Below are 25818 nucleotides of genomic sequence, written 5' to 3'. Positions count from 1 at the left end.
GCCTGCATCTACCTTCCAACAACTAAAATCTCAGCGTTATGAAATCACTTTACTCTCCTTCAAAAATGGAAACAGTTCTCTTAATTGTTTTCGCATCGTTTCTCTCCATTATTTCACAAGCACAGGAACAACAAGAAGAAGATAAAACACTATCGCCTTACTTTTTTGTAAAAGGTACTGATGATAATGTAGATCAGCTTCCGCTGAAATCGACGACTGCCAAAGTAAATATCAGCGGCGTAATGGCCGATGTAACAGTTCGCCAAACTTACTGCAACACCGGCCAGGTGCCACTGGAGGCCATTTATGTATTCCCGGCTTCCACAAAAGCGGCGGTTTACGCGATGCAAATGGAAATTGGCGACCGCATTCTCATTGCAAAAATCAGGGAAGCGGAGCAGGCACGCGAAGAATACGAAGAGGCGAAAGAAGAAGGAAAAACCACCTCGCTGCTCGAACAACAGCGCCCGAATGTTTTCCAGATGAATGTGGCGAATATTATGCCCGGTGATACCATCAATGTTGAAATGAAATATGTGGAGCTGATTACTCCGGAAGAAGGAATTTATAAATTTGTCTATCCAACGGTTGTTGGTCCGCGCTATGCCGAAATCTCGGCCGACGAAGACAGCTCCTGGGTTGAAATTCCTTATACCCATGAAGGAGAGGCACCGCTGTACGATTTCGACATCGACGTGAATTTGAATGCCGGCATGAAAATTCAATCGGTTGAGTCACCGTCGCATGAAACGCTGGAAATTGATTTTCCCTCGCAAAATTCTGCAACCTGTTCGCTTCCTGAAGAGGCAAAAAAATCGGGGAATAAAGATTTTGTGCTGAATTACCAGCTTTCTTCCGACCGGCTGGAATCGGGAATGCTACTTTATGAAGGGGAGAAAGAAAACTTCTTCCTGACGATGGTACAGCCTCCCCGGCAGGTTTATGAAAATGAAATTCCGCCGCGTGAATATGTTTTCATCATGGATGTTTCGGGCTCAATGAACGGTTTCCCCATCAGCATTTCAAAAACAGTGCTGACCGATTTGATCTCGAACCTGAAACCAACCGACAAATTTAATGTGATGTGTTTTGCCGGCGGTTCGCAGGTATTGTCGGAAACTTCGCTTGATGCCAGCCAGGAAAACATCGACAAAGCACTGGATATGATTAGCAACAAGCAAGGCAGTGGCGGAACCAATATGCTGGCAGCACTTAAAAAGGCATTTGCACTGAAGGGAACGGAAAATTATTCGCGCACTTTTGTGGTGGTTACCGACGGTTATGTGACCATTGAAAAAGAAGCTTTCTCACTCATTCGCAACAGTTTGTCGGAGGCCAATGTTTTTGCATTCGGTATCGGGAGTTCGGTAAACCGCTACCTGATTGAAGGACTGGCCCGCGTGGGGATGGGCGAACCGTTTGTCATTCTCAACCAGGAAGAAGCGCCGCTAAAAGCCGAAAAATTTCGAAAATATATCCAGTCGCCTGTTCTCACAAACATCGATGTCGATTTCAATAATTTCCAGGTAAACAGCGTGGAACCACCAACTGTGCCCGATGTTTTTGCCGAGCGGCCCATTCTGATTTTCGGTAAATATGAAGGCACACCGCAGGGTTCATTCGAAATCAGCGGTTTATCAGGCAATCACGATTTTCATCAAAAACTGTATGTAAACAATTATCTGCCTTCGGAACAAAATTCAGCACTCAAATATTTGTGGGCGCGCCATGTAATTCAGCGCCTCGACGATTACGGCCAGCTCAACCAATACGGCGAACAGGATGAAGCAGTTAAAGAAGAAATCATCGAACTCGGATTGAAATACAACCTGCTCACCCGCTATACCTCTTTTATAGCCATCGATTCGCTCATCCGCAACACTGGAGATTCAACCGCAACAGTTACACAACCATTGCCGCTTCCCGCCGGAGTAAGTGACCTTGCTGTGGGTAGTTACGGAGGTGGAGGCTATACTTCTGCTTTATATTCAGCAGATGCTTTTAAAAGATTTGGCGGGGAACAGCAAGTGGCTGAGAACAGATCTACCATCGACCAGGTGTATCCGAACCCTGCTTCTGAAAAATTCAAAGTGTGGCTCAACATTCAGGAAGCAGATAAAGAAAGCAGGATTGCGCTGCTTTTATTCGATAATCTCGGACATAAAATGGATGAAGTTGAAGTGCATTACACTGATGACGGATACATCAGGATTAAGTTTGATTTGACCGATTATGCTGCCATCAGACCGGGAGTTTACAGGCTCACTCTGCTCATTGACGGGAAACCTGTAGATTCAAAAAATATTGCGGTATCGCAGAATTAAAATTCTATACCAATGATTGTTATAAAAAGCTAAAACATACTGAATAACATAAAAATTGCCCCCATTTCTCTTCTTTATTTGAAAAAGAAACTTTTACATTTGAAACTGAATCCTGCGGGAAGGCAAAGCTGACCTTAGGGAAAGAAGACGAAGAATAAAAGATGAAGGATTATGGATGAATAAACAGGATTAGTCCGTCATTGCTTTGAAACTTCCCCAACTTTCTTCCCGCATAAAATTTTAGGACATGACTGAAAGTCAGAAACGACTGGGTTTTGTCGGAGTCATTATAGACAACCGCGAAAAGTGTTCGGGCATTGTAAATGATGTTCTGAGTGAACACGCCGGACTTATTTTGGCACGCACCGGGCTGCCCAATGCCAAAGGAAATACATCGGTAATTACACTTGTAATAGATGCCACCACTGATGAAGTGGGCGTTTTGACCGGGAAACTCGGTCGTGTCAATGGAGTTTCAGTCAAATCAGGATTAGCAAAGAAGTAAGTCGCAGTGATCTGTCACAGTATTCAGTATTGAATCTAAAATATGAAACGAAAAAACAACTTAAAATAACAGAACAATGTATAATGTACCAGCCGATTTTATAAACGAACAAAAAGTGTGGGATGTGCTCAATGCCCATAAAACTGCCGATAGTTACAAAATCAGGGAAATTTTGGCCAAAGCTGCCGAGATGAAAGGCCTCGACATGGAAGATGTGGCCGCGCTCACGAATATCAGCGATCCGGTTTTGCTCGGCGAACTTTTCGACACTGCCAACCAGGTGAAAGAAACCATCTACGGGAAACGGCTTGTTTTGTTTGCCCCGCTCTATATTTCCAATCTCTGCTCCAACGAGTGTTTGTACTGCGCGTTCAGGGCCACCAACAAAGACATTGTGCGCAATGCACTTACGCAGGAACAAATTGCCAAAGAGGTGGAGGTGCTTATCAACCATGGGCATAAACGAATTTTAATGGTGGCCGGTGAATCCTATCCAAATCAAGGATTTCAGTATGTTCTCGATTCAATTAAAACAATTTACGAAGTGAAATCGGAGCATGGCGAAATTCGCCGGGTAAATGTGAACATCGCACCGCTTTCAACCGAGGAATTCGTGGAACTGAAAAAAGCCAACATCGGAACTTACCAAATTTTCCAGGAAACGTATCACCGCGAAACCTACAAAAAAGTTCATTTGGGCGGCAAAAAACGCGATTACAACTGGCGTGCCTGGTCGTTGCACCGGGCCATGGAAGCCGGCATTGACGATCTGGGAATTGGCGTGCTTTTCGGGTTATTCGATTACCGTTTTGAAATTTTGGCGATGATGCAACACATCCGCGAGCTGGAGAAACAATTTGGCGTGGGGCCGCACACCATCAGTGTTCCGCGACTGGAACCGGCCACCGGAAGCGACCTGGCTGCTCACCCACCCTTCCCGGTTTCGGACATCGATTTCCGGAAAATTGTGGCTATACTCCGGCTGGCAGTTCCATATACCGGCATCATCATGTCAACGCGCGAAACAGCAAAAATGCGCCGCGAAACGTTTGCGCTGGGCGTAAGCCAGATTTCAGCCGGCAGCCGCACAAACCCGGGAGGTTACGAACATGAGGAAGATGAGGACGATCCTTCAGGCCAGTTCAGTTTAGGCGATCACCGTCCGCTCGATGAAGTAATTCAAGATGTGGCAAAAATGGGCTACATTCCTTCGTTCTGCACCGCCTGTTACCGGCTTGGCCGCACCGGTCAGGATTTTATGGACCTGGCCAAACCGGGGGACATTAAACTGCACTGCGCACCCAACGGCTTGTCGTCATTTAAAGAATACCTGCAAAATTATGCGACACCCGAAACCACTGAAATCGGGAACCGGCTAATCAGAGAAACCATTGCCGGAATGGACGGACTGGCAAAACAACGCGCCGAAAAACTGGTAAAACGCGTGGAAGCCGGAAGAGATGATGTGTATTGTTGAAGAAGGAAGTCGGAAGTTGGAAGACAGAAGCTGTCAGTAAAATATTGATAATATTCAAAAGGTTTCTTAATTTTATGAAATGCCAAAGATCTATGAGTATTTAGGAATTTTGATTTTCTTTTATTCAAATGAACATGAGCCAATCCATGTTCATGCTAAAAGAGGAGAAAATGAAATCAGAGCAGAATTTACTATTGTCGATGGTAAAATTGAAAAGATAATTTTAAAACAAGTGAAAGGTCGAATGCCACTTTCAAAAAGTGATATTCAAAATTTCAGAGATTTTTTGGAAGTTTACGGAGACAATATTGTTGAAAAATGGATACAGTATTTTGTACTACATAAGGAAATTCCATTTGAAAGAGTAACAAAGCGATTAAAATGAAAATAGTTGAAGAACCAATTGTAGATTATCAGATAAAAATTGCAGTTACTGGTACTGTTATATTGGATAACTATAAACTCCAAATTACATTTAATGACGAAACTAAAACAATTGTTGATTTTGAGTCATTCTTAAAAAACTCACAACATCCTGCAATAAAAAAATACCTTGATAAAACTAATTTTAGAAATTTTGAAATTGTAGACGGGAACATTAACTGGAATGATTATGACATGATATTCCCTGTTGAAGATTTAAAAAAAGGACAAATCTCCTAACCATGATTCACAGAAACGAAACTGATTTCCTCGGCCAAAAACAAATCCCCGCTGATGCACTTTGGGGAATACACACTGCACGGGCAGTTGAAAATTTTCCGCTATCAGGAAAAACCATTCACCCTGAACTGATTAAAGCTTATGGTGAAGTAAAACTGGCTTGCGCGCAAACAAATACGCAACTTGGTTTTTGGAAAGAAAATCCTGAAAAAGCAGAGGCCATTGAAAAAACTTGTTTCGAAATGAGCCAGGGTTTGCTTTCTGAACACATACTTGTTGATGCACTGCAAGGCGGTGCCGGAACTTCCACCAACATGAATGTGAACGAAGTGATTGCTAACCGGGCGCTGCAGATTCTTGGGAAAAAACCTGGAAACTACGATATCGTTTCACCGCTCGACGACATCAACCTGCACCAATCTACAAACGATACTTATCCCACCGCTCTGAAAGTTGCGGCCATTCGTTTGCTTCGATTGCTCGAACAAAGTGTGCTCGAACTCCAGGAAGCATTTCAGCAAAAAGAGAAAAAATTTTCGCACATCGTGAAAATTGGCCGTACCCAGTTACAAGATGCAGTTTTGACCACTTTAGGCCGTGAAATGAGCGCCTATGCTGAAGCCTTTAACCGCGATCGCTGGCGTATTTACAAATGCGAGGAACGGCTGCGGGTTGTGAACCTCGGTGGTACGGCAATCGGAACCGGGCTGGGGGCACCAAAAAAATTTATCTTTAGAGTGACCGACCAGCTGCGTGAAAATACCGGAATTGGGTTGGCTCGCAGTGAAAACCTTATCGATGGCACCCAAAATACCGATGTTTTTGTGGAAGTTTCGGGAATTTTAAAAGCCTGTGCTTCGAACCTTTACAAAATAAGCAACGACCTGCGGCTGATGAGCAGCGGCCCGGATGCCGGATTCAACGAAATTAACCTCCCCCCCCGACAGGCAGGCTCTTCTATTATGCCCGGCAAAGTGAATCCTGTAATTCCAGAAGCAGTGGCCCAGGCAGCTTTGCTTGTCATGGGTAATGACCAAATCCTTACACAGGCCTGTAGCGCTGGTAATCTCGAACTGAACCAGTTTATGCCGCTTATCGCACACACTTTGCCTGAAAATTTATCATTGCTCGACAATGCATGTAAAATTTTCAAAATAAAATGTGTTCTTGGAATTACCGCTAATCAGAAAATTTGCAAAAAAAATGTAGAAAATTCTACTGCAACTTTAACCGCCCTCGTTCCCAAAATTGGCTATTCGATGACGACAAAAATTGCGGAAATTGCTCAAAACGAAAAAACCTCAATAAAAGAAGCAGCAGTAAAATCGGGTGTAATTTCGAACAAAGAATTTGAAGATTTGACAACTCCGGAGTCCGTAAACAAGTTAGGAAATTAGTACGCTACTTTTCAACCAAAACACACACAACTAAAAATCAAACAATTAAATAATATTTCCAATAATAAGATAAAAAAGTATTAATATTTTTTGGAGTTAATTTATTAAGTTCTTAATATTGAATCTAAATTATATTAACAAAGAAGAAGAATTAGAATTGTATAACTCAAAAATTTAGAAATTATGAAAAAAGTATTGTTTGTATTTGCATTAGTTATGGCTTACGGTTTGTCAGTATCAACCGCAAGCGCAACAGTAACTGACGATGAGAAAGACAAAGTAACTGTAGTTGCCGACAAAGGTGACAGCAAAACTGCGGAAGCTGAAAAAGCACCAAAAGCAGAAGCTTCAAAATCGGAAGCAAAAGCTGAAGGATGTGCCGGAAGTGAAGCAAAAAGTGAAGCTAAAGCCGACGGTTGTTCAGGAAGCAAAGCAGAGGCAAAAGCTGAAGGATGTGCTGGTAAAGAAAAGACAGCTACAGCCTCAGCCGACACAAAATAGTTGAGAGAAATCAATATATTTAAACGGAATTAAAAGCCGTTCGCAAAAGCGAGCGGCTTTTTTTTGTTACTGTTGGCAATATGCTTTGGAATTTGTACTTTGCCTGTTTCAAAAACAGGTAAATGAGGGCACCAAAAACGTTTCGGCTACACATTGGAATTTTCGGAAAACGGAATGCAGGGAAATCGAGTATTCTGAACGCACTAACTCATCAGGATGTTTCCATAGTTTCTGAGGTAGCAGGTACCACCACCGATCCGGTGGAGAAACCAATGGAGTTACTTCCTCTTGGCCCCGTTTTGTTTATAGACACTGCCGGAATTGACGATGCCGGTGATATAGGCGGCAAACGAGTAACCAAAACACTGGCCGTTTTCGACCGCACCGATCTGGGGGTTATCATTACCAATTTTTCTGACTGGGGCAATTATGAACTACAGCTGATGGAGGAATTCAAAAAGAGAGAAATTCCATTCATCATTGTTTTCAACAAAATAGATAAATACACCGAACAAATTGATATTATTTCCGAACTGGACAACCTGAAAATCAAATATATTTATACTTCAGCTACCGAAGGAGATGGAATTTTAGACCTCCGGCAATTACTGTTGAAATCAGCTCCGGCAGACTTTATCAACCGTCCAAGCATTTTGGCCGACCTGGTTGGCCCTGGCGAAGCGGCAGTTTTAGTCGTTCCCATCGACAAGGAAGCTCCCAAAGGACGGCTAATTTTGCCACAGGTCCAGAGCATTCGCGATTTGCTCGATTACGATTCGTTTTGCATGGTGGTAAAAGAACGTGAACTACGCCAGGCACTTTCAATTATGAACAAGCCGCCAAAGCTTGTGGTTACCGACTCGCAGGCATTTTTAAAAGTTGCCGCCGACACTCCTCCCGAAATACCTTTGACTTCTTTTTCCATTCTTTTCGCACGTTTCCAGGGCGATTTACCCGAAATGGTGCGGGGCGCCATGGCCATCGATAACCTGAAAGCCGGCGACAAGATTTTAATTGCCGAAGCCTGCTCACATCACCCGATTGGTGAAGATATAGGAACGGTAAAAATTCCCCGCTGGCTTACCCAATACGTGGGAGGTAAGCTGCAAATCGACAGTGTGCGGGGACACGATTTTCCTCCAACTATTTCAGAATATAAAATCATTATTCACTGTGGTGCCTGCATGTGGAACCGCCGTGCTATGCTCAGCCGCATTATGAAAGCACGGCAGGCCGGGGTGCCAATTACCAATTACGGCCTTACAATTGCCTTCTCCTTGGGAATTTTTGAACGCGCGCTGCAGCCATTTCCTGCTGCACTCGACGTGTATAAATCACAACAAACCAACTAATTAAGAATTAGTATAAATAATCCTTTGAATTAAACTTAGTTGTTCGCCGCGGGTCTTATTAAAAAAACCAAATAGAATGATTAAGAAAAACAGAATAGTTTTTATTCTAATCTCCGTTTTAATTTTTACGCTTAACAATTCAATTGCCCAAGACACCACACAAAATATCCGGGAAAATGCCGTCCAGGTTTTTATTGATTGTGAACGATGCGACATGGACCACATCCGGAGGGAAATTCCTTATGTAAATTATGTTCGGGACGTAAGAGATGCACAGCTTTACATTCGCGAAACAAGACAGAACACAGGGAGTGGCGGCCGCGAATATTCTTATTTTTTTAACGGCCAGGGAAAATTTGAGGCGATGAAAGATACGCTCGTTTACACATCGGGGCCAAACGATACCGACGATGAAATAAGGACCGGCCGCACCAGCATGATAAAAATGGGTTTGATGCGTTACGTGGCAAAAACACCCTCGCATAAAGAAATTAACATTGAATATGATGGTGATGCCGAAATTGAAACCATGGTTGATAAATGGAACTACTGGATTTTTGAAATTGAAACGAGTCCGCGTTTTGAATCCGAAGAATCCTATAAAGAATTTTCGTTTAGGAATTCATTCAACGCCAACAAAATTACCGAAGAGTGGAAAATTGAAGTTGAATTTGATCACCGGTTAAGCAAGACAAAATATACGTATGATAATGAGACCTTTGTTAAAGACAAAACAGAAGTCGAATTGGAAAACCTGGTAGCATACAGTTTAGGCCAGCACTGGTCGGCAGGAATGAGGCTCGATTTCCTCACTTCCTCTTTTAGCAATATTAAATTCAGAAGTGATATTTTCCCGTCGCTGGAATACAACCTTTTCCCCTATTCGGAATCGACACACCGGCAATTGCGGTTTTTATACGGAATCGGAGCTTCGTTAAACCAATATAACGATACCACAATTTACGCAAAAATGAAAGAAAACCTCGCCCAGCATCAGTTACAGGTAGCTTACCGGGTTCAGGAAAAATGGGGCTCAATAAATATCTCGCTCGAAGGTTCCAACTACCTTCATGATTTTTCGAAAAACCGGCTGGAACTTTGGGGAGATATTGAAGTGAGGCTCATGAAAGGATTGGAACTAAGTGTTTTTGGAGGAATAGCACGGATTCACGATCAGCTCTCGCTGGTTCGGGGCGAACTTTCGGAAGCCGACATTCTGTTGCAGCTACAAGAAATGGCTACGGCTTACAGTGTTGATGGCGGTATTGAATTGTCCTACACTTTCGGCTCCATTTACAACAACATTGTAAATCCGAGGTTTGGAAACGGAAGATGGTAAGTATCTCAACATAAATCCCTGTCAGGATATTTTTATATTGTCATCCCTAAAAAATGAAGCATCCGTTATTTTAAGCAGTTTACATTGTGATTTATATTATGACAGGATGTACTGGGCAGAATGAACAGGAATACATCAATAATTTAAAAATTACCGCCCCACAAAATTGAGCAACAACCGGTTTACACACTTCAGGGGGAACTCTATTTTACAGCAACTTTTTTCCTGAAGAATCCAAACAATATTATTTTTCCGAAGGTGTCTTTTTTCAAAATTTTCAGCACTCCATTTTCGATGGCAAACTGAAATTCCTGGTTTTTTCTGAAATCATCCCGATGAATGAGGGTGATAAAATTTTTTGCAATACTCCAGGTTAAATTTCCCTCCTCTGCAATAAAATTTATCGGCAAATTGGTTTCATAACTGAAATCCGCATTTTCTGAAAATTCAAGCCTCAAAAAAAGCTGTTCTTCTTTTAACTGTTCTTCCTGTTTATGAATAAGTTCTTTCCCCGGCTCAGTGTAATACTCGAATAAATTCCACTGCCCCGGCAATTGCTTTGAGGGCCTGGCAAACATTTCGGAAGTTTTTAACCAGTACACTATTTTTGAAAAAACAGCATTAATCTTCATACATTTATTCTCAATTCTTTTTTTGACCAGCCTTCGGGCAAAAAGTTTAATAAAAGCCAGTAAGATAGTGAGGATTGGGATGAAGTAAAAATGCGGAGCTGTTTTAAAAACAAAAAACCCGGCATCAGCTTAGTGAAAAGCAAATGCCGGGTACCATTGTTGTAAAACTAAAAACTAACTGTAAACTAATTCCTTTTCCCAAATACCAGTTTTACCATCACTGCCAGAGAAACCATAAAGCCGCCAAATGCGGCAACAAGTGCAATTGCTAATAGTGTTTCCATAATTCTAATTTTTAATAATTTTATTTGTTGATATTATTCTATTTCCATCGCTAATATTAACCAGGTAAATTCCCGGTGCTTTGTCTGAAAAGTCAACCTGCTTCTTATCAGCATAAAAAGCTTCGACACTTTTTTCTGCATACACCGTTTTTCCGAACATATCGGTAACTAAAATGTCAACTTCATTCAGGTTTTCAACTCCCGAACAGTCAACATAAAAACTACCGGAAAACGGATTTGGATAAACATTGATTTCCGTTTCGGCAACCAAATCATCACTGCCCGTTGTAAAACCTTTCTGTATTTCAAGATTATCGATAGCCCATCCCCATCCGCTACCTGAATTATCGGATGCCAGGCGGAAGCGGAATAAAACAGTATCGCCGGCTGAAAAAGCAGTGTTCAGGGTCAGGTTAATAGTATGTTTCAAAAACATATCTTCGTTGGCGTTTGCAGCCGATGTATTATTGGTCAGGCTGCTTTCAAACGCTTCTTGCCAACTCGTTTCATCACCCGAATCGTAGCCATTTTTAAGCGGCACCCAAGTGGAGCCGTTATCTTTGCTTCCTTCAATAATTACATAGTCCCAAAACATTTCATCGGTGTAGGCAGTGTTAGTTTCTCCGGGTTCTACCAAAACCACCTCGTCAAATGTCATTTCTCCGTTTTCTTCCAAAATAACCGGGTATTTCAGATTGGCAACCAGGTTGTATTTTTCTCCTTCAACTTCCGAAACCGGATAAGGATTCCGGGTATGAAGAATATTGCTGTAAAACCCAGTGGACTTAGATATTGAAAAATCGGCAGTGGAGAAATCTTCCAAAGCATCTTCAAAATCAGTTGAATAAGAACGAACCGGCTGGTTGGGCCGAAACAAAGCGGCGGTGTAAAAACCAGAAGACGGAACTATCTTTTTATTTCCTCTTGCTGATTTATCTTCTGCAATAATCCGGTACTCAACAACATCACCATTCAGCGGTTGCGCTTTTAAATCGAGTAAACATTTATATATATCGCCCTCATTATTTTCGAGGGTAACCGGTTCCTGTAACTCGCCATTCACTTTGTACTCGATTTTCACTGATTTAATGCCCAGGTTATCGTCAGCCAAAGCTGACAGTTCAACCACCGGATGGTTTTTGGAAATAATTTTCACAGGGTTGTGTACAACTGAAGGGGCAAAAAAGTCGGGACCGATGCGTAGCGCGAATTTTTTCTCAGGTGCCCTGGAAGGATAATTGTAAGTTTTGCCTTCATCAGTAACCATTTTAAAATAATACTGAAGGTTACCCCGGAAAGAACCAGTTTGCATGGCCCCCGTAAATTTATTTGGCGATGAGATAGAATTCAAATCAGCAGAATCAGAAGTTGCAAAATAATCTGTTGAATAAACAACTTCCATTGTTGTGCCCGAAATATCGAAATCGGCAAAAACGCCAATTTCAACAGGAATTTCAGCTGTTGGCTGTTCAATATCTTTCAACTTGTCAAAATCGAATAGTATTGACTTCCAACCAATTTCCGATAAAATTTCAAGGGTTGCCTCTTCCGGATCATGAATCGCTTCGCCACGGTTTGCGTACGCATCCATCATGCCGCTGCCCAGCTCCAGGTGGTAAATACTTGCGCCGTTGTTCCAGGTTGTGGGCGCGTAAATCGGGTCGTCAGTAATTGCTGTCGAATGAAATTTTAAATTATCGGATGTAAGCTCTTTATAAAGATCATTGGATGGTCTGTTAAATACCGAATTGTCAGAAAGTTGTTGCTCCAATGCATTAAACACAAAATAATCATACACACTGGGCAAATTGTTGCTGTTGTTGAAATATCCTTTCCCGTTGTTGGTTTTAAAGAAACCTGAAAATCCCAGACCATGCGCAATTTCGTGTAAAACTGATGAAACAAAATCGTATTTTGTGGAAGGAGTGTTGCCGTCGGTACCAAAATACCAGGCATAATTTTTATTGAAACTGCAAATGATATCAGCTTCGCCTCCGTTTTTATTTTCGCCAGACAGCTTTTCGGCTAATGCAACCGGATAGTAAACATCGGGCAACAAGGCACCTTCAAAATTTATATGAAAAGTAGAAGGACGGGCCAACGCCAAAACGTTTCCGTCTAACGATTCCCAGTTTGCCAATACTTTTACAGGTACTGTGGAAGTGAAAAAATTTCCCCAAATAGAGAGTGCATATTCAAAAGCTTGTTTCGCCTCTTCCGGGAAACCGACATAAGTAACCTCAAAATTCAGGTTGTTTGTTTGACCCGATTTCAACTGAGGCGAAAACACTCTTGGTTTAACAAAAATATCATTTACCTCATCAGTTGGAATATTAATCGGGCTTTCAGACACGATTCCACTGTCCTTGCTTTTTTGAGCATAGGCAGAAAAAAATCCTGAAATAAAAATTAATATCCAGAGTAAACGCTTCATTGTAAAAATGCTTTTTCCCGTTTTAAAAACCTACGGCTAAATTACACTGCATGAGAGTTATACAAGAATTCACAATGATGAAAACCGGACTTAGAAAGTATTAATCTTGAAGCACGTTTTGCTTAAATCAAATCACCGTAAAACCGTAAAATCGGGGTTAAAAAACTGATCAGTGAGGTAATTTTTACTGACAAGCCTTTAATAACAATACTGCGAGACAGGAATAAATCAGGATTGATTATGTATAACAGAAGAAGCCCTCAACCAAAAAACATGCTGTTTAGAGTATAGAATCTCAAAAGAATTAATTGTGCTCTTAACATTTAGGATATACAGAATAGAGATAAATGGTGCGCTCAGTGCGGAAGACAGTTGTACGGATGAGGCCTTTTCATTCTACTATCCAGAACACTATTTAAAAAATACAAAAAAGTCTTTTGTAGTTAAATAGCTACGTTTATATTTGTAGTCAAATAGCTATATAATAAAAAATTACGAATCTGATAAATAGAAGGTTATGGAACAATCCATGAGATTATTTCGAACCAAAAAATTACACGAACATTTGAAATGGAAAACGGAGATATGGGTGCCCAATTGAAATTTCTGGAATTTGAAGAGCTTACTAATGATACCAGCAAGCTCAATATGCATATCATATTCAGATCAGTTGAAATCAGAGATCAACTGATGAAGTTGCCTTTTGTACGAGGTATAAACATGGGTCACAACCGTTTACGAAAAATAGTCAGTAAGCTAAAATAATTTGTTGCACTGTAATTGACAATCACTTGTAAAACCATAAAATTAAAAAAGAATGAGAAAAAGAAATAAAATTATTTATTGGATTGCCACCAGTTTTCTTTCTTTTGGAATGGTGGCAGGTGGTGTGCAACAATTGCTGCAAATAGGTGGCTATGTTGAAATATTTACTCAATTGGGTTATCCGTTGTATTTAATGTCCATTCTTGGATTCTGGAAAATATTGGGCGTGGCCGTCATTTTGGTTCCCAAATTTCCTTTGGTGAAGGAATGGGCTTACGCAGGTTTCTTTTTTGTGATGTCGGGTGCAGCAGCCTCTCATCTTGCAGCGAACCAGTCATTTATTGAAACAATTCCTTCGCTGGTACTTCTAACCATGACGGTTATATCCTGGACTTTCAGACCTGCAAATAGGAAAATCAATTTGAAAAGTCAATAGAAAGGAAATTAGATATGAATCCAAAAGTCGATTGGTTCTTTGATAAGGACACACAATGGAAAAACGAATACAAAAAACTGAGAAGTGTTGTTCTTGAATGTGGATTGACAGAAGAGTTAAAATGGGGCGTTCCCTGCTACACGTTTCAGAACAGCAATGTGGTTTTAATTCACGGATTTAAGGATTATTGTGCGCTCCTTTTCCACAAGGGTGCATTACTAAAAGATACGAACAACATACTGATTCAGCAAACTGAAAATGTACAATCAGCGCGTCAAATTCGATTTACCAATCTAAAAGAAATAAAGGGAAAAGAAGCCGTAATCAAATCCTATATTTTTGAAGCCATTGAAGTAGAAAAGGCAGGATTGGAAGTAAAAATGAAAAAACCCAAAGAATTTAAGATGCCGGATGAATTTAAAAAGAAATTAGATGACACCCCCGGCTTAAAACCGGCATTTGAAGCTCTAACTCCCGGGCGGAAACGAGGGTATCTTCTGTATTTTTCACAGGCCAAACAGTCAAAAACCCGTGAATCAAGAATTGAAAAGCACATTTCGAAAATATTCGAAGGAAAGGGCTTAAATGATTAAATAAACAAAACGTGATGAACAATTTTGTAAAATTTTTTGTTCGGCCATAAATAATATTATGGCAAAATACATTTTAATTCTTAAGAATAAACGAAAAGGGACATTAACAAATGAGCTCTTGCAGGGACATGTTGACCACCTAAAGAAACATTCAATAAATGGAAATATTTTTTTAGCTGGTCCATTTAAGGACAATGACGGGGCAATTCAGATTATAGAAGCGGCATCTCGAACGGCTGCAGAATCTATTGTTAAAAAAGACCCTTTTGTTTCTGAAAAATATTATCAAACATACGAATTGAACGAATTAATAGAAGCAAACGAAGAAAATAATTGGTTGCTGGAAGATTCACAAACAAAAGGCAATATTGAGAAGTGAGTAAATCGAACGTGGGGTAAACCACCGATCGGTATTATTCCCGAAGCCGGACATCTTGTTATTGAAGAAGGACCTGAATAACTGGCCGAAATAATCTGCTTCTGGCTCAAAAAAATGATGAATCAAACAAATCGAAATCTACATAAGATATTTTTTTAACGTAAGATATTTCATCCCAAAATTTACCAAAAAATAAATCCGGCCATTTTTAAAAGCCGGATTTAGTCCATATTCTATTAACAGAACATATATCAGTTGGCGGAAAGAAGGTATTGGGAGTCCTTCAATTCATCAGCCACTTTGCATACTTTTTTTTAAATTCCAATTGCATTCCGTTCGAGCTGTTCTCCATCCGAAAAATCGTTTTCAGCGGAGTGCCCTTTCAGCGGAACGATTTTCTCATGGATGGCATCCACAAACCACTCCGGTTGCGGGAAAAAATAATCTTCCAGTTCATGAGCTGGTGTTATCCAGTTTCGCGACCCAACAACTACAGGTGGTGCATCGAGGTAATCGAAAGCCAGCTCGGTAATGTTAGAAGCCATGTCGCGCAGGAATGATCCGCGTCCGTTGGCATCTCCCGAAATGATAATTCGGCCGGTCTTTTTAACCGATTCAATTACTGTTTCGTAATTAAACGGTACCAACGAACGGGCATCGATTACTTCGGCCGAGAAGTCGTATTTTTCTTCCAGAATTTTTGCAGCTTCCAAAGCGCGGTAAAGCGTGGCACCAATTGTCAGAATTGTCACATCGCTGCCTTCACGCTTCACATCGGGTTCGCCCAGCGGAATTTCATAATATCCTTCCGGGACACCACCTTCATGAAACTGCTCGCCGATGTCGTAAACGCGCTGGCTCTCGAAGAAAACCACCGGATCGGTTCCCTGCAGAGCTGAATTCATCAAACCCTTGGCATCGTATGGAGTTGCCGGAAACACCACTTTCAATCCTGGAATATGTGCGGCCAGCGCAGTCCAGTCCTGCGAGTGCTGTGCCCCGTATTTCGACCCCACTGAAACACGAATTGTAACAGGCATTTTCAGCACATTTCCACTCATGGCCTGCCATTTCGGGAGCTGGTTGAATACTTCGTCACCAGCCCGTCCCAGGAAATCGCAGTACATAATTTCGGGAATCACCCGCCCACCACACATTGCGTAGCCGATGGCAGTTCCAACAATAGCACCTTCCGAGATGGGCGAGTTAAACAACCTGTGGTATGGCAATGCTTCGGTGAGCCCGCGATATACGGCAAACGCGCCGCCCCAGTCGCGGTTCTCTTCCCCGTAAGCAATTAGCGTGGGATCTTTGTAAAACCGGTCGATGATAGCTTCAAAAATGCCATCGCGCAGTGCATAGGTTTTTATTTTTGAGTGCGGCTTTCCGTTTTCGTCAAACATGAACCGTTCTTTTTTGGCAATTTGCTTCACTCGCGGATTTTCCTCTATCGGATGGTTCACTTCTGGTTCGCGGTCTTCCATTTTATCCACGCTGCTGTTGCTGAACATCATCTCCCCTATCCGGTTCGGATACTTCTTCATATCCATGCGCGGCGAAACTTCATCGTCGATGGCCAGCTTCATGGTATTGGTAACGAGTTCTGTCGTTTCAGCCTTAATTTTCTCCAATTCTTCTTTGGTGACAATGCCCGCCTTTTCCAGTTCATTCCCAAACCACACAATTGAATCCTGTTTCTCCCAGGCTTCAATTTCTTCTTTTGTCCGGTACGACGAAGCATCGGAGGGCGAGTGGCCGCTAAAACGGTAGGTTAAAACATCGAGCAGAACCGGGCCACGCTTTTCTTCCAGTACTTTCTTTTTGCGACGGTAGGCATCAATAACTGCAAGCGGATTGTAGCCGTCCACCCGTTCGGCATGCATCTGGTCGGTATTGAGTCCGGCCCCCACCCGGGCGGCTATGTCGTAACCCATGGTTTCGCCACAAGTTTGGCCACCCATTCCGTACTGGTTATTTACAATATTTATGATGAGCGGCAAGCCGCCTTTCATATCGTCGTCCCACAACGTGCGGAACTGATCCATAGTGGCGAATGTAAGCCCTTCCCACACGGGCCCGCAAGCCATTGAAGCATCGCCAATATTTGCCACCACAATTCCTTTTTTGCGGTTCACTTTTTTAAAGAGTGCGGCGCCAACCGAAATATCTCCCGAGCCGCCAACAATAGCATTGTTAGGGTAAACACCAAACGGTGTAAAAAATGCATGCATCGAGCCACCAACTCCTCTGTTAAAACCTGTTTCGCGGGCAAAAATTTCGGCCAGCGTACCGTAGAGCAAAAATTTAACGGCAAGCTCTTTGGTGGAACCTTTATGACTTTCCTTCACAGGCGCGAGCGTTTTCCCGTCGAAATGGGTTTCCATAATTTTTTCGAGGGTTTTGTCATCCAGCTTACTGATGGCTGATAATCCTTTCGCCAGTATTTCGCCGTGGCTGCGGTGCGAACCAAAAATAAAATCTTCAACATCTAAATTGTAGGCCATTCCCACGGCTGCCGCTTCCTGTCCAATGGAAAGGTGAGCCGGCCCGGGATGGTTGTAGGGAATTCCGTTGTACTCGCCGCGGGTTTTTATCAGGTTCAACATGGTTTCAAACTCACGGATGACCACCATGTCGTTATAAATACGCAGAAAATCTTCCTTCGTGAAATTTTCCTTTTCTTCTTCAACTGTTTTGTTGTATTGATTAACCGGAATTGGGTTGAAATCGATTTGCCCAGGCTTGCGTACTTCTTCCGGATTTATGAATTGATTTTTTGGCATCTCATTAAATTTTTTATGTTTTTGTTTCAGGTTTCGGTTTTCACATTAACTTGTAACCTGTAACCTGAAACTGTAAATCTTTAAACTGAAAGGTTCTCTATCTGATTTTTTATTTCTGCTAAAAAGCGCGTGGCTTCTCCGCCATCGAGAGCCTGATGATCGTAGGTTAGCGAAAGTCCCATCATGGGCACAAAGCCGTAAACGCCATCTTCAATTTCCATCGGACGTGGAACAATTGTGCACACACCAAGAATAGCAGTCTGCGGTAAATTAATTACCGGGGTAAACATTTCCACACCATAATTTCCGAGGTTGGAAACGGTGAAACCTGCCTCTTCGGGGCTCAGCAAATCGGGATTGATATTTCCGCTGCGAGCCTGTGTGGCCAATTCCTGCAGTTGGCGCGAAAGGCCAATAACAGAAAGATCATCAGCGTTTTTCAGAGCGGGCACCATCAAGCCTCGGTCGGTGTCAACAGCCAGGCCGAGGTGTACTTTTTTAAACCACTTGATTTTATCGCCCAGGTAGTGGGTATTTACCCGTGGGAATTTTTCGAGTGCGCGAATCACAGCAAAGCAAACCAAATCGTTGATGGTTACGTTTTGCGAGATTGTTCCTTCAGCATATTCTTTTTTGAATTTTTTGCGCAGTTTTAACACCTGCCGGGAATCGGCACTCAAGTGGTGAGTAAGCTGTGCCGAATTTTGGAGCGACTGGTGCATTGCCGTCGCAATCAGTTTACGGATGTTTGGAATCGATTTGATTTCAAAATCGTTGCCTGACTGAAACACTTCAGTTTTTTGAGTTTCTGGTTTTGCAGCCGGCCGGGATTGTTTTGCTTCTGCAACGGTTGTTTTTTCTGCCGCCTCTACATCACGGGCGATTATTCTTCCGTGTGGGCCGGTACCTTTAACTGACCGTACATCCACCCCCATTTTTTCCGCCATGTTTTTTGCCAGTGGCGAAATACGGACACGGCTGTTTTCCGAACCCTCACCCACCTCAAATTCAACTACTTTGGATGTCTCTCCTGCAGGCTTCTCCACTTCGGGATCTTTGGTTTTAGTTGCATCACTCCCTTTATGTGGATCAAATTCCTCCACCAGTTCACCCTCTTTACCGATAACTGCCACGTTGGTCAGCACCGGCACTTCGTCGCCTTCTTCAAAAAAGGCAGCCAAAAGAACTCCATCATCTTTGGCTTCTTCTTCAAAAGAGGCTTTATCGGTTTCGTAAGAAAAAAGTATGTCGCCCTCGCTCACCTTTTCACCAACCGATTTGTACCACTGCCCCATAATGCAGGATTCTACTGATTGTCCCTGACGAGGCATTAAAACTGGTATTGCCATATTTTATTGATTTTTTAAAGTTTGTTTCACTTGTTAATACGAATTGAAAAACCAATCATTGGAATATTTTATTGAAATACAATAAGTTCAAAATATTTACAGTTTCACGATGTAAAAATATAATTTATAACTTGTAAATACAAGTTGTGTGATATGTTTTAAAAAAATTTTAACTTTGTAGCCGAATGGATAACATGCCGCAATACCGGAAATTGTACGAACTTCTTCGTAAAAATATCTTAAACGGTATTTATGAAGAAGGAAGTTTGCTGCCGTCGGAAAATGAGCTGTGCGCCGTACATGGCATGACACGCCCCACCGTACGGCATGCACTGGATTCGCTGGTAAAAGACGGGTTAATCATAAAAAAACAGGGCAAAGGCAGTATTGTCAGAAAGCCACCACAAAACATTGGAATTTTGTCGATTGCAGGAACAGCATCGGCAATTGGCGTGCGTTACCTGAGAACAGAGATTCTGCAAAAACCGGAAATCAGGCCGTGGCCCGAAGAATTTCCATTTGAACTCTCGGAACCCGAAAAAGAGGCAGGATGCATTTACATGGAACGCTTGCGCTTTGTAGATGGCCAGCCCGTTTTTTACGACATTAACCACCTGCCAAATTTGAATTTGCCCCGGCTAACGAGCCGTTCATTCGAGAATAAATCGTTGTTTGAAATGCTGCGTAAACATTACCAGGTGGAAATTCTGGGCGGAGAGCAAAAACTGAAAGCTATAATTCCCGACCGAAAAATAAAAAGACTTCTTAACTTAAGAAACCGTACTCCAGTGCTCTACATCGAGCGAAAACTGATTACCAACAAAGAGGCGTTCAACATCTACTCAACCATCTATTTCAATTCCGAAAAACACTCGATTTACGGCAGTTTCTAGCAAAAACTGTAAAGCTGACATATCAGAAAACTGGCTAACACTCAATTTTTCTTCATATATTTTTTCTGGCCTTTTATTTAATTCTATTTTTGCGAAGTTTTTCTTATTGAATTTCAAGCTATAAAAACTAAGATGCAGTTTATTTTGGAATAGTAATCAGCGATGAATTCCAGGAAAGTTAAATGAAAACAAACAGGTTTGGAAGAAAGTACACTACATGCAGAAACAATTAAAGAGGCGGTAAACCTCCGTGGCGAACCGGCAACATTTGCAAACGAAAAATATGGCGATCACCTCAGGAACACATTCGACATCTGGCTGGCCAACTCAGAAAAACCAACTCCTTTGGTAATTTACATTCACGGCGGAGGTTTTGTTGGCGGCGATAAATCAAAATACTTCGATTCTCCCGATTTGGTTCGTTTTCTCGATGCCGGTGTTTCGGTGGCGGTAATTAACTATCGCTTCATGACAGAAGCTCCTTACGGAATAATGGCCAGTTTTAACGATTCGAAACGGTGCCTGCAATACATTCGCCACAACGCCCAAAAATACAACATCGATAAAACGCGAATCGCCTGCTCGGGTGGTTCGGCTGGTGCCGGAACTGCACTTTGGCTGAATTTTAGCAATGACATGGCTGATGCTGAAAACGACGATCCTGTTTTGCGTGAATCAACCCGATTGACATGCGCCGGCGCTTTTGCCACGCAATCGACCTACGATATTTTCCAGTGGGAACAAACCATTGGCGTGCCGATGGCTGCCACCCGCGAACAACTGATTTCCATAGCAGCAGCATTCGGTCTGCGCTATAACGACGGGATGGATTTGTTTAACAATAATGAAAAACGCCGCGAACTCGATTTCCTTTCAAAGATGGATAAAAACGATCCGCCCATCTTCGTTTTCAATAAACACAAAAACGGTATTCCGGCCAACCAGGATGATTTGAATCACCACCCGCTCCATGCAAAAGTGATCAAAGAAAAGGCGGCTGAAGTTGGGTTGAAGGCCATTGTTTACGCCCCTGAAATTGGAATTATTGACCCAACAGGAAAGGATCTGGTTGATTTCTTTCTTGAAAATTTTAAGCTGCCATAAAACCGAAACAACAATATTTGTATATTTATACTAACAAAAAGTATGATCATACATATTTATTTACAATAAAATTATGCTGGAGAATTTTAATCATAGCAGCGTTTCATGCAGCACTGGCACCCCTTCCAGGGTCATCAGGCAAGACAAAACATTAACCCCTTCCACAAAATAAAATGCTTAAATGCTGCTGTTTGGCAGAATTATACATATTTGCAAATGAATAACAGACTAAAACATAAGATATGAAAGTATTAAAGTTTGGAGGCACATCGGTTGGTTCGCCCGAAAACATGCGGGCAGTAATGAAAATTATTACTGACGGTGAGCCCAAAATCGTGGTACTCTCGGCCATGTCGGGCACCACAAACTCGCTTGTTGAAATTGCCGGATACCTGAAGAAAAAAAACCGGGAGACAGCAGGGCTGCTCATCGGAAAGCTTGAATCAGGCTATAAAAAAGTAGTGAAGGAGCTTTTCGAAACAGAAGAAAACAAAGAGAAAGGCCTGAAAATTATAAAGTCGTGTTTTAAAACTATCCGCTCGTTTACTTCCGGGAAATTTACTACCGTTGGCGAAAACACCATTCTTTCGCAAGGCGAAATGATTTCGACACAACTTTTCACTTTGGTGATGAACGAAAACGGCTACAATGCCAAAATGCTTCCGGCACTCGATTTCATGCGTATTGACGAAGAAAAAATGGCCGATTCGAAATACATTGGCGATCACATTGAAGGGATTTTAAACGAAGTTGGTGAGGCCGACTATTACATCACCCAGGGATACATTTGCCGGAATGCCTTTGGTGACATTGACAACCTGCAACGCGGTGGTAGCGACTACACTGCTTCTTTGATTGGAGCAGCCATCGATGCCGATGAAATTCAGATTTGGACCGATATCGACGGGTTTCACAACAACGACCCACGATTTGTGGAAAACACACAAAAAATTGATCACTTATCCTTTTACGAAGCAGCGGAGCTGGCCTATTTCGGAGCAAAAATACTTCACCCGCAAACTGTTTTCCCGGCAAGGGTGCACGATATTCCGGTGCGGCTGAAAAACACACTCAATCCTACCGACCCCGGAACATTGATCACTTCGGAAACCACAGGAAAAGGAATAAAAGCCGTAGCCGCCAAAGATGGAATTACCGCAATAAAAATCCGGTCGGACCGAATGCTGATGGCCTACGGGTTCCTGAGATCGGTTTTTAAGGTTTTCGAAAAGTACAAAACACCCATCGATATGATTTCCACCTCGGAGGTGGCACTTTCGCTTACTATCGACAATACCGATCACCTAAAAAGAATCCACAACGACCTCGACAAATTTGGAACAGTTGAGATTGACCATAATATGGCTATTGTTTGTATTGTTGGTGATATTATTGGTGAAGAAAGAGGTTTCGCGTCAAAGGTCTTCGATGCGCTCGACGGCATTCCCATCCGGATGATTTCATACGGTGGAAGCAGTTACAATATTTCGGTACTCGTGCCCAGTTCGCAAAAAGAAAAAACACTGCAAGCCATTAATACCGGCTTGCTGAATAACGGCGACTAAATTTTGCAAAAAGCAAAAAAAACGGCGGGTTGCTCTAACCCGCCGTTTTTTTTGTTGAATCAAACTATTTTCTACATCCCGCTGAAATCAACGCCTTCAAAAAGAACAGAAGGTGTAAGCCAGGATGAACTTTCATTTACATCGTTGCCAAATTCTCCAATATTGGCCCATAGCTCTTTCATGTTCCCGGTAATATTCATTTCAGAAACCGGTTGCACCAATTCTCCATTTTCAATCAAGAACCCATCAATTCCGTATGAAAAATCACCGGTTGTACCGTTACAGTTTCCTCCATTAAAGCCGGTTACCAAAATACCTCTGTTTACCGTAGCAATAAGCTCCTCCAGGTTTTTATCACCGGTTTCGAAAACCAGGTTGGTTGTGCTGCCACTGGTGGGCTCCATATTCAGTTTTTTGCCGTAGTAGGTATCGATATAATAATTTTGCAGAACGCCGTTTCCAAAGACTGTACGCTTTTTTGTAGCCAGGCCTTCACTGTCGAACAACCTCGATCCCCGCCCCGAAACAATAAACGGATCGTCAGTAATGGTCAACTTTTCGGAAAAAACCTTTTCTCCTTTTTTATCGACCAAAAACGAATTTTTTTGCTGAATGGCAGAACCGTTCAGCGCACTGATCACCGGGCTAAAAAGCCGGCTAACCTGCCGGTTCTCAACAATCACAGGCATTTCCCCCGATGCAATTTTGTCCTGCCCGATTTTTTTCAGTGCACGCTCCAATGCTTTTTTACCAATTCCTTTTTTCTCCAGTTTATCGTAAAAAATAGCACTTTCGCTCCAGTACGATTCCGGCCTTGCATCGCCGCCTTTTACCGAAACCTGTGCATTCAGCCCGTAGTAAGAATTTGATGTGTCGCCTTCAAAACCGTTGCTGGTTACCATGAGCCGCTCGCTCAGGCCGTCGTAATAACTTGCCGAAACCGAGATAATCCGATCATCTTTCCCGAAAACCTCTTTTTCAGTTTGAAAAGCCAAATCAATTTTTTGCTGCGGATCGTGCCTGTCGAATCCCGCATCCAGTGTTTTTAGGTCCACCCCATTCCCCTTGTAGTAGAGTTCCGGATCGGGAAGTGTCCTGAATTCATCTTCCGAAAGGAAACGGGTGCCTTTAATAGCTTCCTTTATGAAACGTGCCAAATCCTCTTTTTTCATGCGGTTAGTGGAATGCACCGAATATTTTTTATCCACAAAAAGCCGGATGGTGAGGTTGCTCTGAATAGCCTGCTCCAGGTTGTCAATTTTTTCGTTTCGCACATCCACGCTGCTGCTCCGGTTGTTCGAAATACTCACGCTAACTTGTTGGGCGCCATTTTCGAGGGCATGGTTCATTGCCCACTTTGCCAGATTATATTTTTCCTGTTTTGTCATTTTTCAATTTTTTTAGGGTTGAACTTTTATACCGAACCTCCAACAGTTAATTTCTTCACCAGTACGGTTGGCAAACCGCAGGTAACCGGTACCGACTGCCCATCTTTGCCACAGGTCCAGGTTCCGTTGTCAATTAAATAATCGTTGGCACACATGGTAATATCGGCAAGTGCTTCGGGCCCGTTGCCAATAATATTGATGTCTTTAATCGGTTGGGTTAGTTCCCCTTTTTCAATCAGGTAACCGGATTTTACGAAGAACGTAAAGTCGCCAGCCCCGATTTTCACCTGGCCGTTGCTGAAATTATCCACATAAACCCCGTAATCCACATTCGAAATAATATCGTCTTTTGTGTGAGGGCCTGGTTCCATGTAGGTGGCGCGCATACGTGGCAACGGAATATTCCTGAACGACTCGCGGCGGCCGTTCCCGGTGGGGTTAACCCCGTAATATTGCGAACTGATGCGGTCGTGAATGTAACTATTCAGCACACCGTCTTTCACCAGGTAGGTTTTCTCCACGTCGTTGCCTTCATCATCCACATTTATGGAGCCCCTGTTGTTTTCAAGCGTTCCGTCGTCGATAATATTTACAAAATCGGCAGCCACTTTTTCACCCATTTTGTCGCTGAAAATGGAAGTTCCCTTGCGGTTAAAGTCGGCTTCAAACGTATGCCCAATAGCTTCGTGCAACAAAATACCTGAACCTCCGGCGCCCATCACAACCGGCATTTCACCGGCTTTTGGTTTGGTAGCTTCAAAAAGAATGTTGGTGCGGTCAACAGCTTCGCGTGCCAGTTCATCAACCAAATCGTCGGTAAGCCACTCAAATCCTTTGCGGAATGAACGTGCCGAGTAGGCATTTTCAACCTGCCCGTCTTTTTCCATAATGCAAACAGCACCAAAACTTATCATCGGACGGTAATCGTAGGTTAGGCGGCCTTCGGAATTGTAGAACATAACATACGATGATTCGTCGTTTAAAAAGGCATTTACTTTAATTACCTTTTCGTCGAGACTGAATACTTTGTCGTTAATTTTCTGCACAAAAGGCACTTTATCTTTCACCGATACATCTTCCCACTTTCTGGAAATTTTGTAATAATTTGAAGGGACTTTTTCAAGAATATCGCTGTTTTGGTATTCTTTTTTACTCTCGGCAATGTTTGCTGCCATTCGTGCAGCATTTAACATGGCATCAAGGGTAACCGTTTCAGAATAGGCAAACCCCGTTTGGTCGCCATTCAACACACGGATTCCCACACCAAAATCGATATTGGAATAAGCCCTGTTGACTTTGCCGTCTTCCAGCCCCAGGCTGTTGGTGGTTTTCTGTTCGAAAAAAAGATCGGCATAATCGCCCCCTTTGCTCAATGCCTCGGAAATCACTCGTTGCAGCATTTCTGCTGAAACTTCAAACTGATCTAAATAATACTTCACGTTTGCTGATATTTTTACGTTTTGGAACGATTGCAAAAAAGGAGGAAGAAGCATCCCCCCAGCCACAGCCGCCCCGCTTGTTTTAATAAAATTACGCCGGTTTGTTTTCATGTCGCTTCTACAATTAAAAAATTTCGAAATTAAATAAAATAATGCCAACTATAATATAATGGTGAATTAATAACTATTAGTTCAAATTCATTAGTTATCCATTAC

General features: G+C 42.4%; 21 protein-coding genes and 1 pseudogene. 15 read left to right on the top strand and 7 right to left on the bottom strand.

Features of this window, described 5'->3' with window-relative positions:
• The first annotated feature begins 65 nt into the window (after positions 1 to 65).
• The 9 genes from BUC07_RS01635 to BUC07_RS01595 all read left to right on the top strand — a co-directional run bounded on the left by BUC07_RS01635 (position 66) and on the right by BUC07_RS01595 (position 9558).
• Positions 66 to 2324 carry a VIT and vWA domain-containing protein gene (locus BUC07_RS01635; RefSeq protein WP_073164587.1) on the top strand — a complete coding sequence of 753 codons (2259 nt, stop codon included), beginning with the start codon at positions 66 to 68 and terminating at the stop codon, positions 2322 to 2324.
• 247 nt (positions 2325 to 2571) lie between these two features.
• Positions 2572 to 2829 carry a TM1266 family iron-only hydrogenase system putative regulator gene (locus BUC07_RS01630; protein WP_073164584.1) on the top strand — a complete coding sequence of 86 codons (258 nt, stop codon included), beginning with the start codon at positions 2572 to 2574 and terminating at the stop codon, positions 2827 to 2829.
• 76 nt (positions 2830 to 2905) lie between these two features.
• Positions 2906 to 4306, top strand: coding sequence for a [FeFe] hydrogenase H-cluster radical SAM maturase HydG (gene hydG, locus BUC07_RS01625; protein ID WP_073164581.1), 1401 nt, complete (start codon positions 2906 to 2908; stop codon positions 4304 to 4306).
• A gap of 79 nt (positions 4307 to 4385) precedes the next feature.
• Positions 4386 to 4691 (top strand): DUF4160 domain-containing protein, encoded by a 306-nt coding sequence (locus BUC07_RS01620; RefSeq protein WP_073164578.1) that lies wholly within the window; start codon positions 4386 to 4388, stop codon positions 4689 to 4691.
• A complete protein-coding gene (locus BUC07_RS01615) occupies positions 4688 to 4969 on the top strand; it encodes a DUF2442 domain-containing protein (RefSeq protein WP_083578040.1) in 282 nt (93 codons plus the stop codon). Before BUC07_RS01620 ends, BUC07_RS01615 begins: the two co-directional genes overlap by 4 nt.
• Before the next feature lie 2 nt (positions 4970 to 4971).
• On the top strand, positions 4972 to 6366 hold the full coding sequence (locus BUC07_RS01610) for an aspartate ammonia-lyase (protein WP_073164575.1): 1395 nt from the start codon (positions 4972 to 4974) through the stop codon (positions 6364 to 6366).
• A gap of 183 nt (positions 6367 to 6549) precedes the next feature.
• Positions 6550 to 6867, top strand: a complete 318-nt coding sequence (locus tag BUC07_RS01605; protein ID WP_073164572.1) for a hypothetical protein — start codon at positions 6550 to 6552, stop codon at positions 6865 to 6867.
• Between the two features lie 122 nt (positions 6868 to 6989).
• Positions 6990 to 8219 carry a [FeFe] hydrogenase H-cluster maturation GTPase HydF gene (hydF, locus tag BUC07_RS01600; protein ID WP_073164569.1) on the top strand — a complete coding sequence of 410 codons (1230 nt, stop codon included), beginning with the start codon at positions 6990 to 6992 and terminating at the stop codon, positions 8217 to 8219.
• A gap of 76 nt (positions 8220 to 8295) precedes the next feature.
• Positions 8296 to 9558: a hypothetical protein gene (locus BUC07_RS01595; protein ID WP_073164566.1), complete on the top strand. Its 1263-nt coding sequence runs from the start codon at positions 8296 to 8298 to the stop codon at positions 9556 to 9558.
• A 203-nt stretch (positions 9559 to 9761) separates the two neighbouring features.
• Here the strand turns inward: BUC07_RS01595 and BUC07_RS01590 are convergent, their stop codons facing one another.
• Positions 9762 to 10136: a lipocalin family protein gene (locus tag BUC07_RS01590; protein WP_175552442.1), complete on the bottom strand. Its 375-nt coding sequence runs from the start codon at positions 10134 to 10136 to the stop codon at positions 9762 to 9764.
• Positions 10137 to 10478: 342 nt separating this feature from the next.
• Positions 10479 to 12908, bottom strand: coding sequence for a T9SS type A sorting domain-containing protein (locus tag BUC07_RS01585; RefSeq protein WP_073164560.1), 2430 nt, complete (start codon positions 12906 to 12908; stop codon positions 10479 to 10481).
• Between the two features lie 817 nt (positions 12909 to 13725).
• Here BUC07_RS01585 and BUC07_RS01575 point away from each other — a divergent pair.
• From BUC07_RS01575 to BUC07_RS01565, 3 genes are read left to right on the top strand one after another with little or no spacing between them, the layout of a single operon-like run.
• Positions 13726 to 14109 carry a DoxX family protein gene (locus tag BUC07_RS01575; protein WP_073164554.1) on the top strand — a complete coding sequence of 128 codons (384 nt, stop codon included), beginning with the start codon at positions 13726 to 13728 and terminating at the stop codon, positions 14107 to 14109.
• A gap of 14 nt (positions 14110 to 14123) precedes the next feature.
• Positions 14124 to 14702, top strand: a complete 579-nt coding sequence (locus BUC07_RS01570) for a YdeI/OmpD-associated family protein (protein ID WP_073164551.1) — start codon at positions 14124 to 14126, stop codon at positions 14700 to 14702.
• A 58-nt stretch (positions 14703 to 14760) separates the two neighbouring features.
• A complete protein-coding gene (locus BUC07_RS01565; RefSeq protein WP_073164549.1) occupies positions 14761 to 15081 on the top strand; it encodes a YciI family protein in 321 nt (106 codons plus the stop codon).
• A 314-nt stretch (positions 15082 to 15395) separates the two neighbouring features.
• Here BUC07_RS01565 and BUC07_RS01560 read toward each other — a convergent pair whose 3' ends face one another.
• Positions 15396 to 17864, bottom strand: a complete 2469-nt coding sequence (locus BUC07_RS01560; RefSeq protein WP_073164546.1) for an alpha-ketoacid dehydrogenase subunit alpha/beta — start codon at positions 17862 to 17864, stop codon at positions 15396 to 15398.
• Between the two features lie 80 nt (positions 17865 to 17944).
• A complete protein-coding gene (locus BUC07_RS01555; RefSeq protein WP_073164543.1) occupies positions 17945 to 19213 on the bottom strand; it encodes a dihydrolipoamide acetyltransferase family protein in 1269 nt (422 codons plus the stop codon).
• Positions 19214 to 19398: 185 nt separating this feature from the next.
• Here BUC07_RS01555 and BUC07_RS01550 point away from each other — a divergent pair, with 185 nt between their 5' ends.
• The 3 genes from BUC07_RS01550 (at position 19399) to BUC07_RS01540 (ending at position 22775) form a co-directional block, all read left to right on the top strand.
• Complete coding sequence (locus tag BUC07_RS01550) at positions 19399 to 20106, top strand: GntR family transcriptional regulator (protein ID WP_073164540.1); 708 nt, start codon at positions 19399 to 19401, stop codon at positions 20104 to 20106.
• Positions 20107 to 20304: 198 nt separating this feature from the next.
• A complete protein-coding gene (locus BUC07_RS01545) occupies positions 20305 to 21210 on the top strand; it encodes an alpha/beta hydrolase (protein WP_073164537.1) in 906 nt (301 codons plus the stop codon).
• A gap of 242 nt (positions 21211 to 21452) precedes the next feature.
• Positions 21453 to 22775, top strand: a complete 1323-nt coding sequence (locus tag BUC07_RS01540) for an aspartate kinase (protein ID WP_073164534.1) — start codon at positions 21453 to 21455, stop codon at positions 22773 to 22775.
• 71 nt (positions 22776 to 22846) lie between these two features.
• Here the strand turns inward: BUC07_RS01540 and BUC07_RS01535 are convergent, their stop codons facing one another.
• The 3 genes and pseudogenes from BUC07_RS01535 to BUC07_RS21560 form a co-directional block, all read right to left on the bottom strand.
• Positions 22847 to 24163, bottom strand: a complete 1317-nt coding sequence (locus BUC07_RS01535; protein WP_073164532.1) for a TldD/PmbA family protein — start codon at positions 24161 to 24163, stop codon at positions 22847 to 22849.
• Between the two features lie 26 nt (positions 24164 to 24189).
• Positions 24190 to 25602, bottom strand: a complete 1413-nt coding sequence (locus tag BUC07_RS01530; RefSeq protein ID WP_245792606.1) for a TldD/PmbA family protein — start codon at positions 25600 to 25602, stop codon at positions 24190 to 24192.
• 45 nt (positions 25603 to 25647) lie between these two features.
• A pseudogene (locus BUC07_RS21560) lies at positions 25648 to 25713 on the bottom strand (twin-arginine translocation signal domain-containing protein); the annotation flags it as partial.
• Between the last annotated feature and the right edge of the window lie 105 nt (positions 25714 to 25818).

The organism is Tangfeifania diversioriginum (assembly GCF_900141875.1).
In the GTDB taxonomy this organism is placed as follows: Bacteria; Bacteroidota; Bacteroidia; order Bacteroidales; family Prolixibacteraceae; genus Tangfeifania; species Tangfeifania diversioriginum.
This window is presented reverse-complemented; position numbering and strand designations above follow the sequence as displayed.

What these genes read in the sequence shown, in the direction of transcription:
- BUC07_RS01635 (WP_073164587.1), top strand. Translation starts at nt 66, where the DNA reads ATGGAAACAGTTCTCTTAATTGTTTTCGCATCGTTTCTCTCCATTATT.
- BUC07_RS01630 (WP_073164584.1), top strand. Translation starts at nt 2,572, where the DNA reads ATGACTGAAAGTCAGAAACGACTGGGTTTTGTCGGAGTCATTATAGAC.
- hydG (WP_073164581.1), top strand. Translation starts at nt 2,906, where the DNA reads ATGTATAATGTACCAGCCGATTTTATAAACGAACAAAAAGTGTGGGAT.
- BUC07_RS01620 (WP_073164578.1), top strand. Translation starts at nt 4,386, where the DNA reads ATGCCAAAGATCTATGAGTATTTAGGAATTTTGATTTTCTTTTATTCA.
- BUC07_RS01615 (WP_083578040.1), top strand. Translation starts at nt 4,688, where the DNA reads ATGAAAATAGTTGAAGAACCAATTGTAGATTATCAGATAAAAATTGCA.
- BUC07_RS01610 (WP_073164575.1), top strand. Translation starts at nt 4,972, where the DNA reads ATGATTCACAGAAACGAAACTGATTTCCTCGGCCAAAAACAAATCCCC.
- BUC07_RS01605 (WP_073164572.1), top strand. Translation starts at nt 6,550, where the DNA reads ATGAAAAAAGTATTGTTTGTATTTGCATTAGTTATGGCTTACGGTTTG.
- hydF (WP_073164569.1), top strand. Translation starts at nt 6,990, where the DNA reads ATGAGGGCACCAAAAACGTTTCGGCTACACATTGGAATTTTCGGAAAA.
- BUC07_RS01595 (WP_073164566.1), top strand. Translation starts at nt 8,296, where the DNA reads ATGATTAAGAAAAACAGAATAGTTTTTATTCTAATCTCCGTTTTAATT.
- BUC07_RS01590 (WP_175552442.1), bottom strand. Translation starts at nt 10,136, where the DNA reads ATGTTTGCCAGGCCCTCAAAGCAATTGCCGGGGCAGTGGAATTTATTC.
- BUC07_RS01585 (WP_073164560.1), bottom strand. Translation starts at nt 12,908, where the DNA reads ATGAAGCGTTTACTCTGGATATTAATTTTTATTTCAGGATTTTTTTCT.
- BUC07_RS01575 (WP_073164554.1), top strand. Translation starts at nt 13,726, where the DNA reads ATGAGAAAAAGAAATAAAATTATTTATTGGATTGCCACCAGTTTTCTT.
- BUC07_RS01570 (WP_073164551.1), top strand. Translation starts at nt 14,124, where the DNA reads ATGAATCCAAAAGTCGATTGGTTCTTTGATAAGGACACACAATGGAAA.
- BUC07_RS01565 (WP_073164549.1), top strand. Translation starts at nt 14,761, where the DNA reads ATGGCAAAATACATTTTAATTCTTAAGAATAAACGAAAAGGGACATTA.
- BUC07_RS01560 (WP_073164546.1), bottom strand. Translation starts at nt 17,864, where the DNA reads ATGCCAAAAAATCAATTCATAAATCCGGAAGAAGTACGCAAGCCTGGG.
- BUC07_RS01555 (WP_073164543.1), bottom strand. Translation starts at nt 19,213, where the DNA reads ATGGCAATACCAGTTTTAATGCCTCGTCAGGGACAATCAGTAGAATCC.
- BUC07_RS01550 (WP_073164540.1), top strand. Translation starts at nt 19,399, where the DNA reads ATGGATAACATGCCGCAATACCGGAAATTGTACGAACTTCTTCGTAAA.
- BUC07_RS01540 (WP_073164534.1), top strand. Translation starts at nt 21,453, where the DNA reads ATGAAAGTATTAAAGTTTGGAGGCACATCGGTTGGTTCGCCCGAAAAC.
- BUC07_RS01535 (WP_073164532.1), bottom strand. Translation starts at nt 24,163, where the DNA reads ATGACAAAACAGGAAAAATATAATCTGGCAAAGTGGGCAATGAACCAT.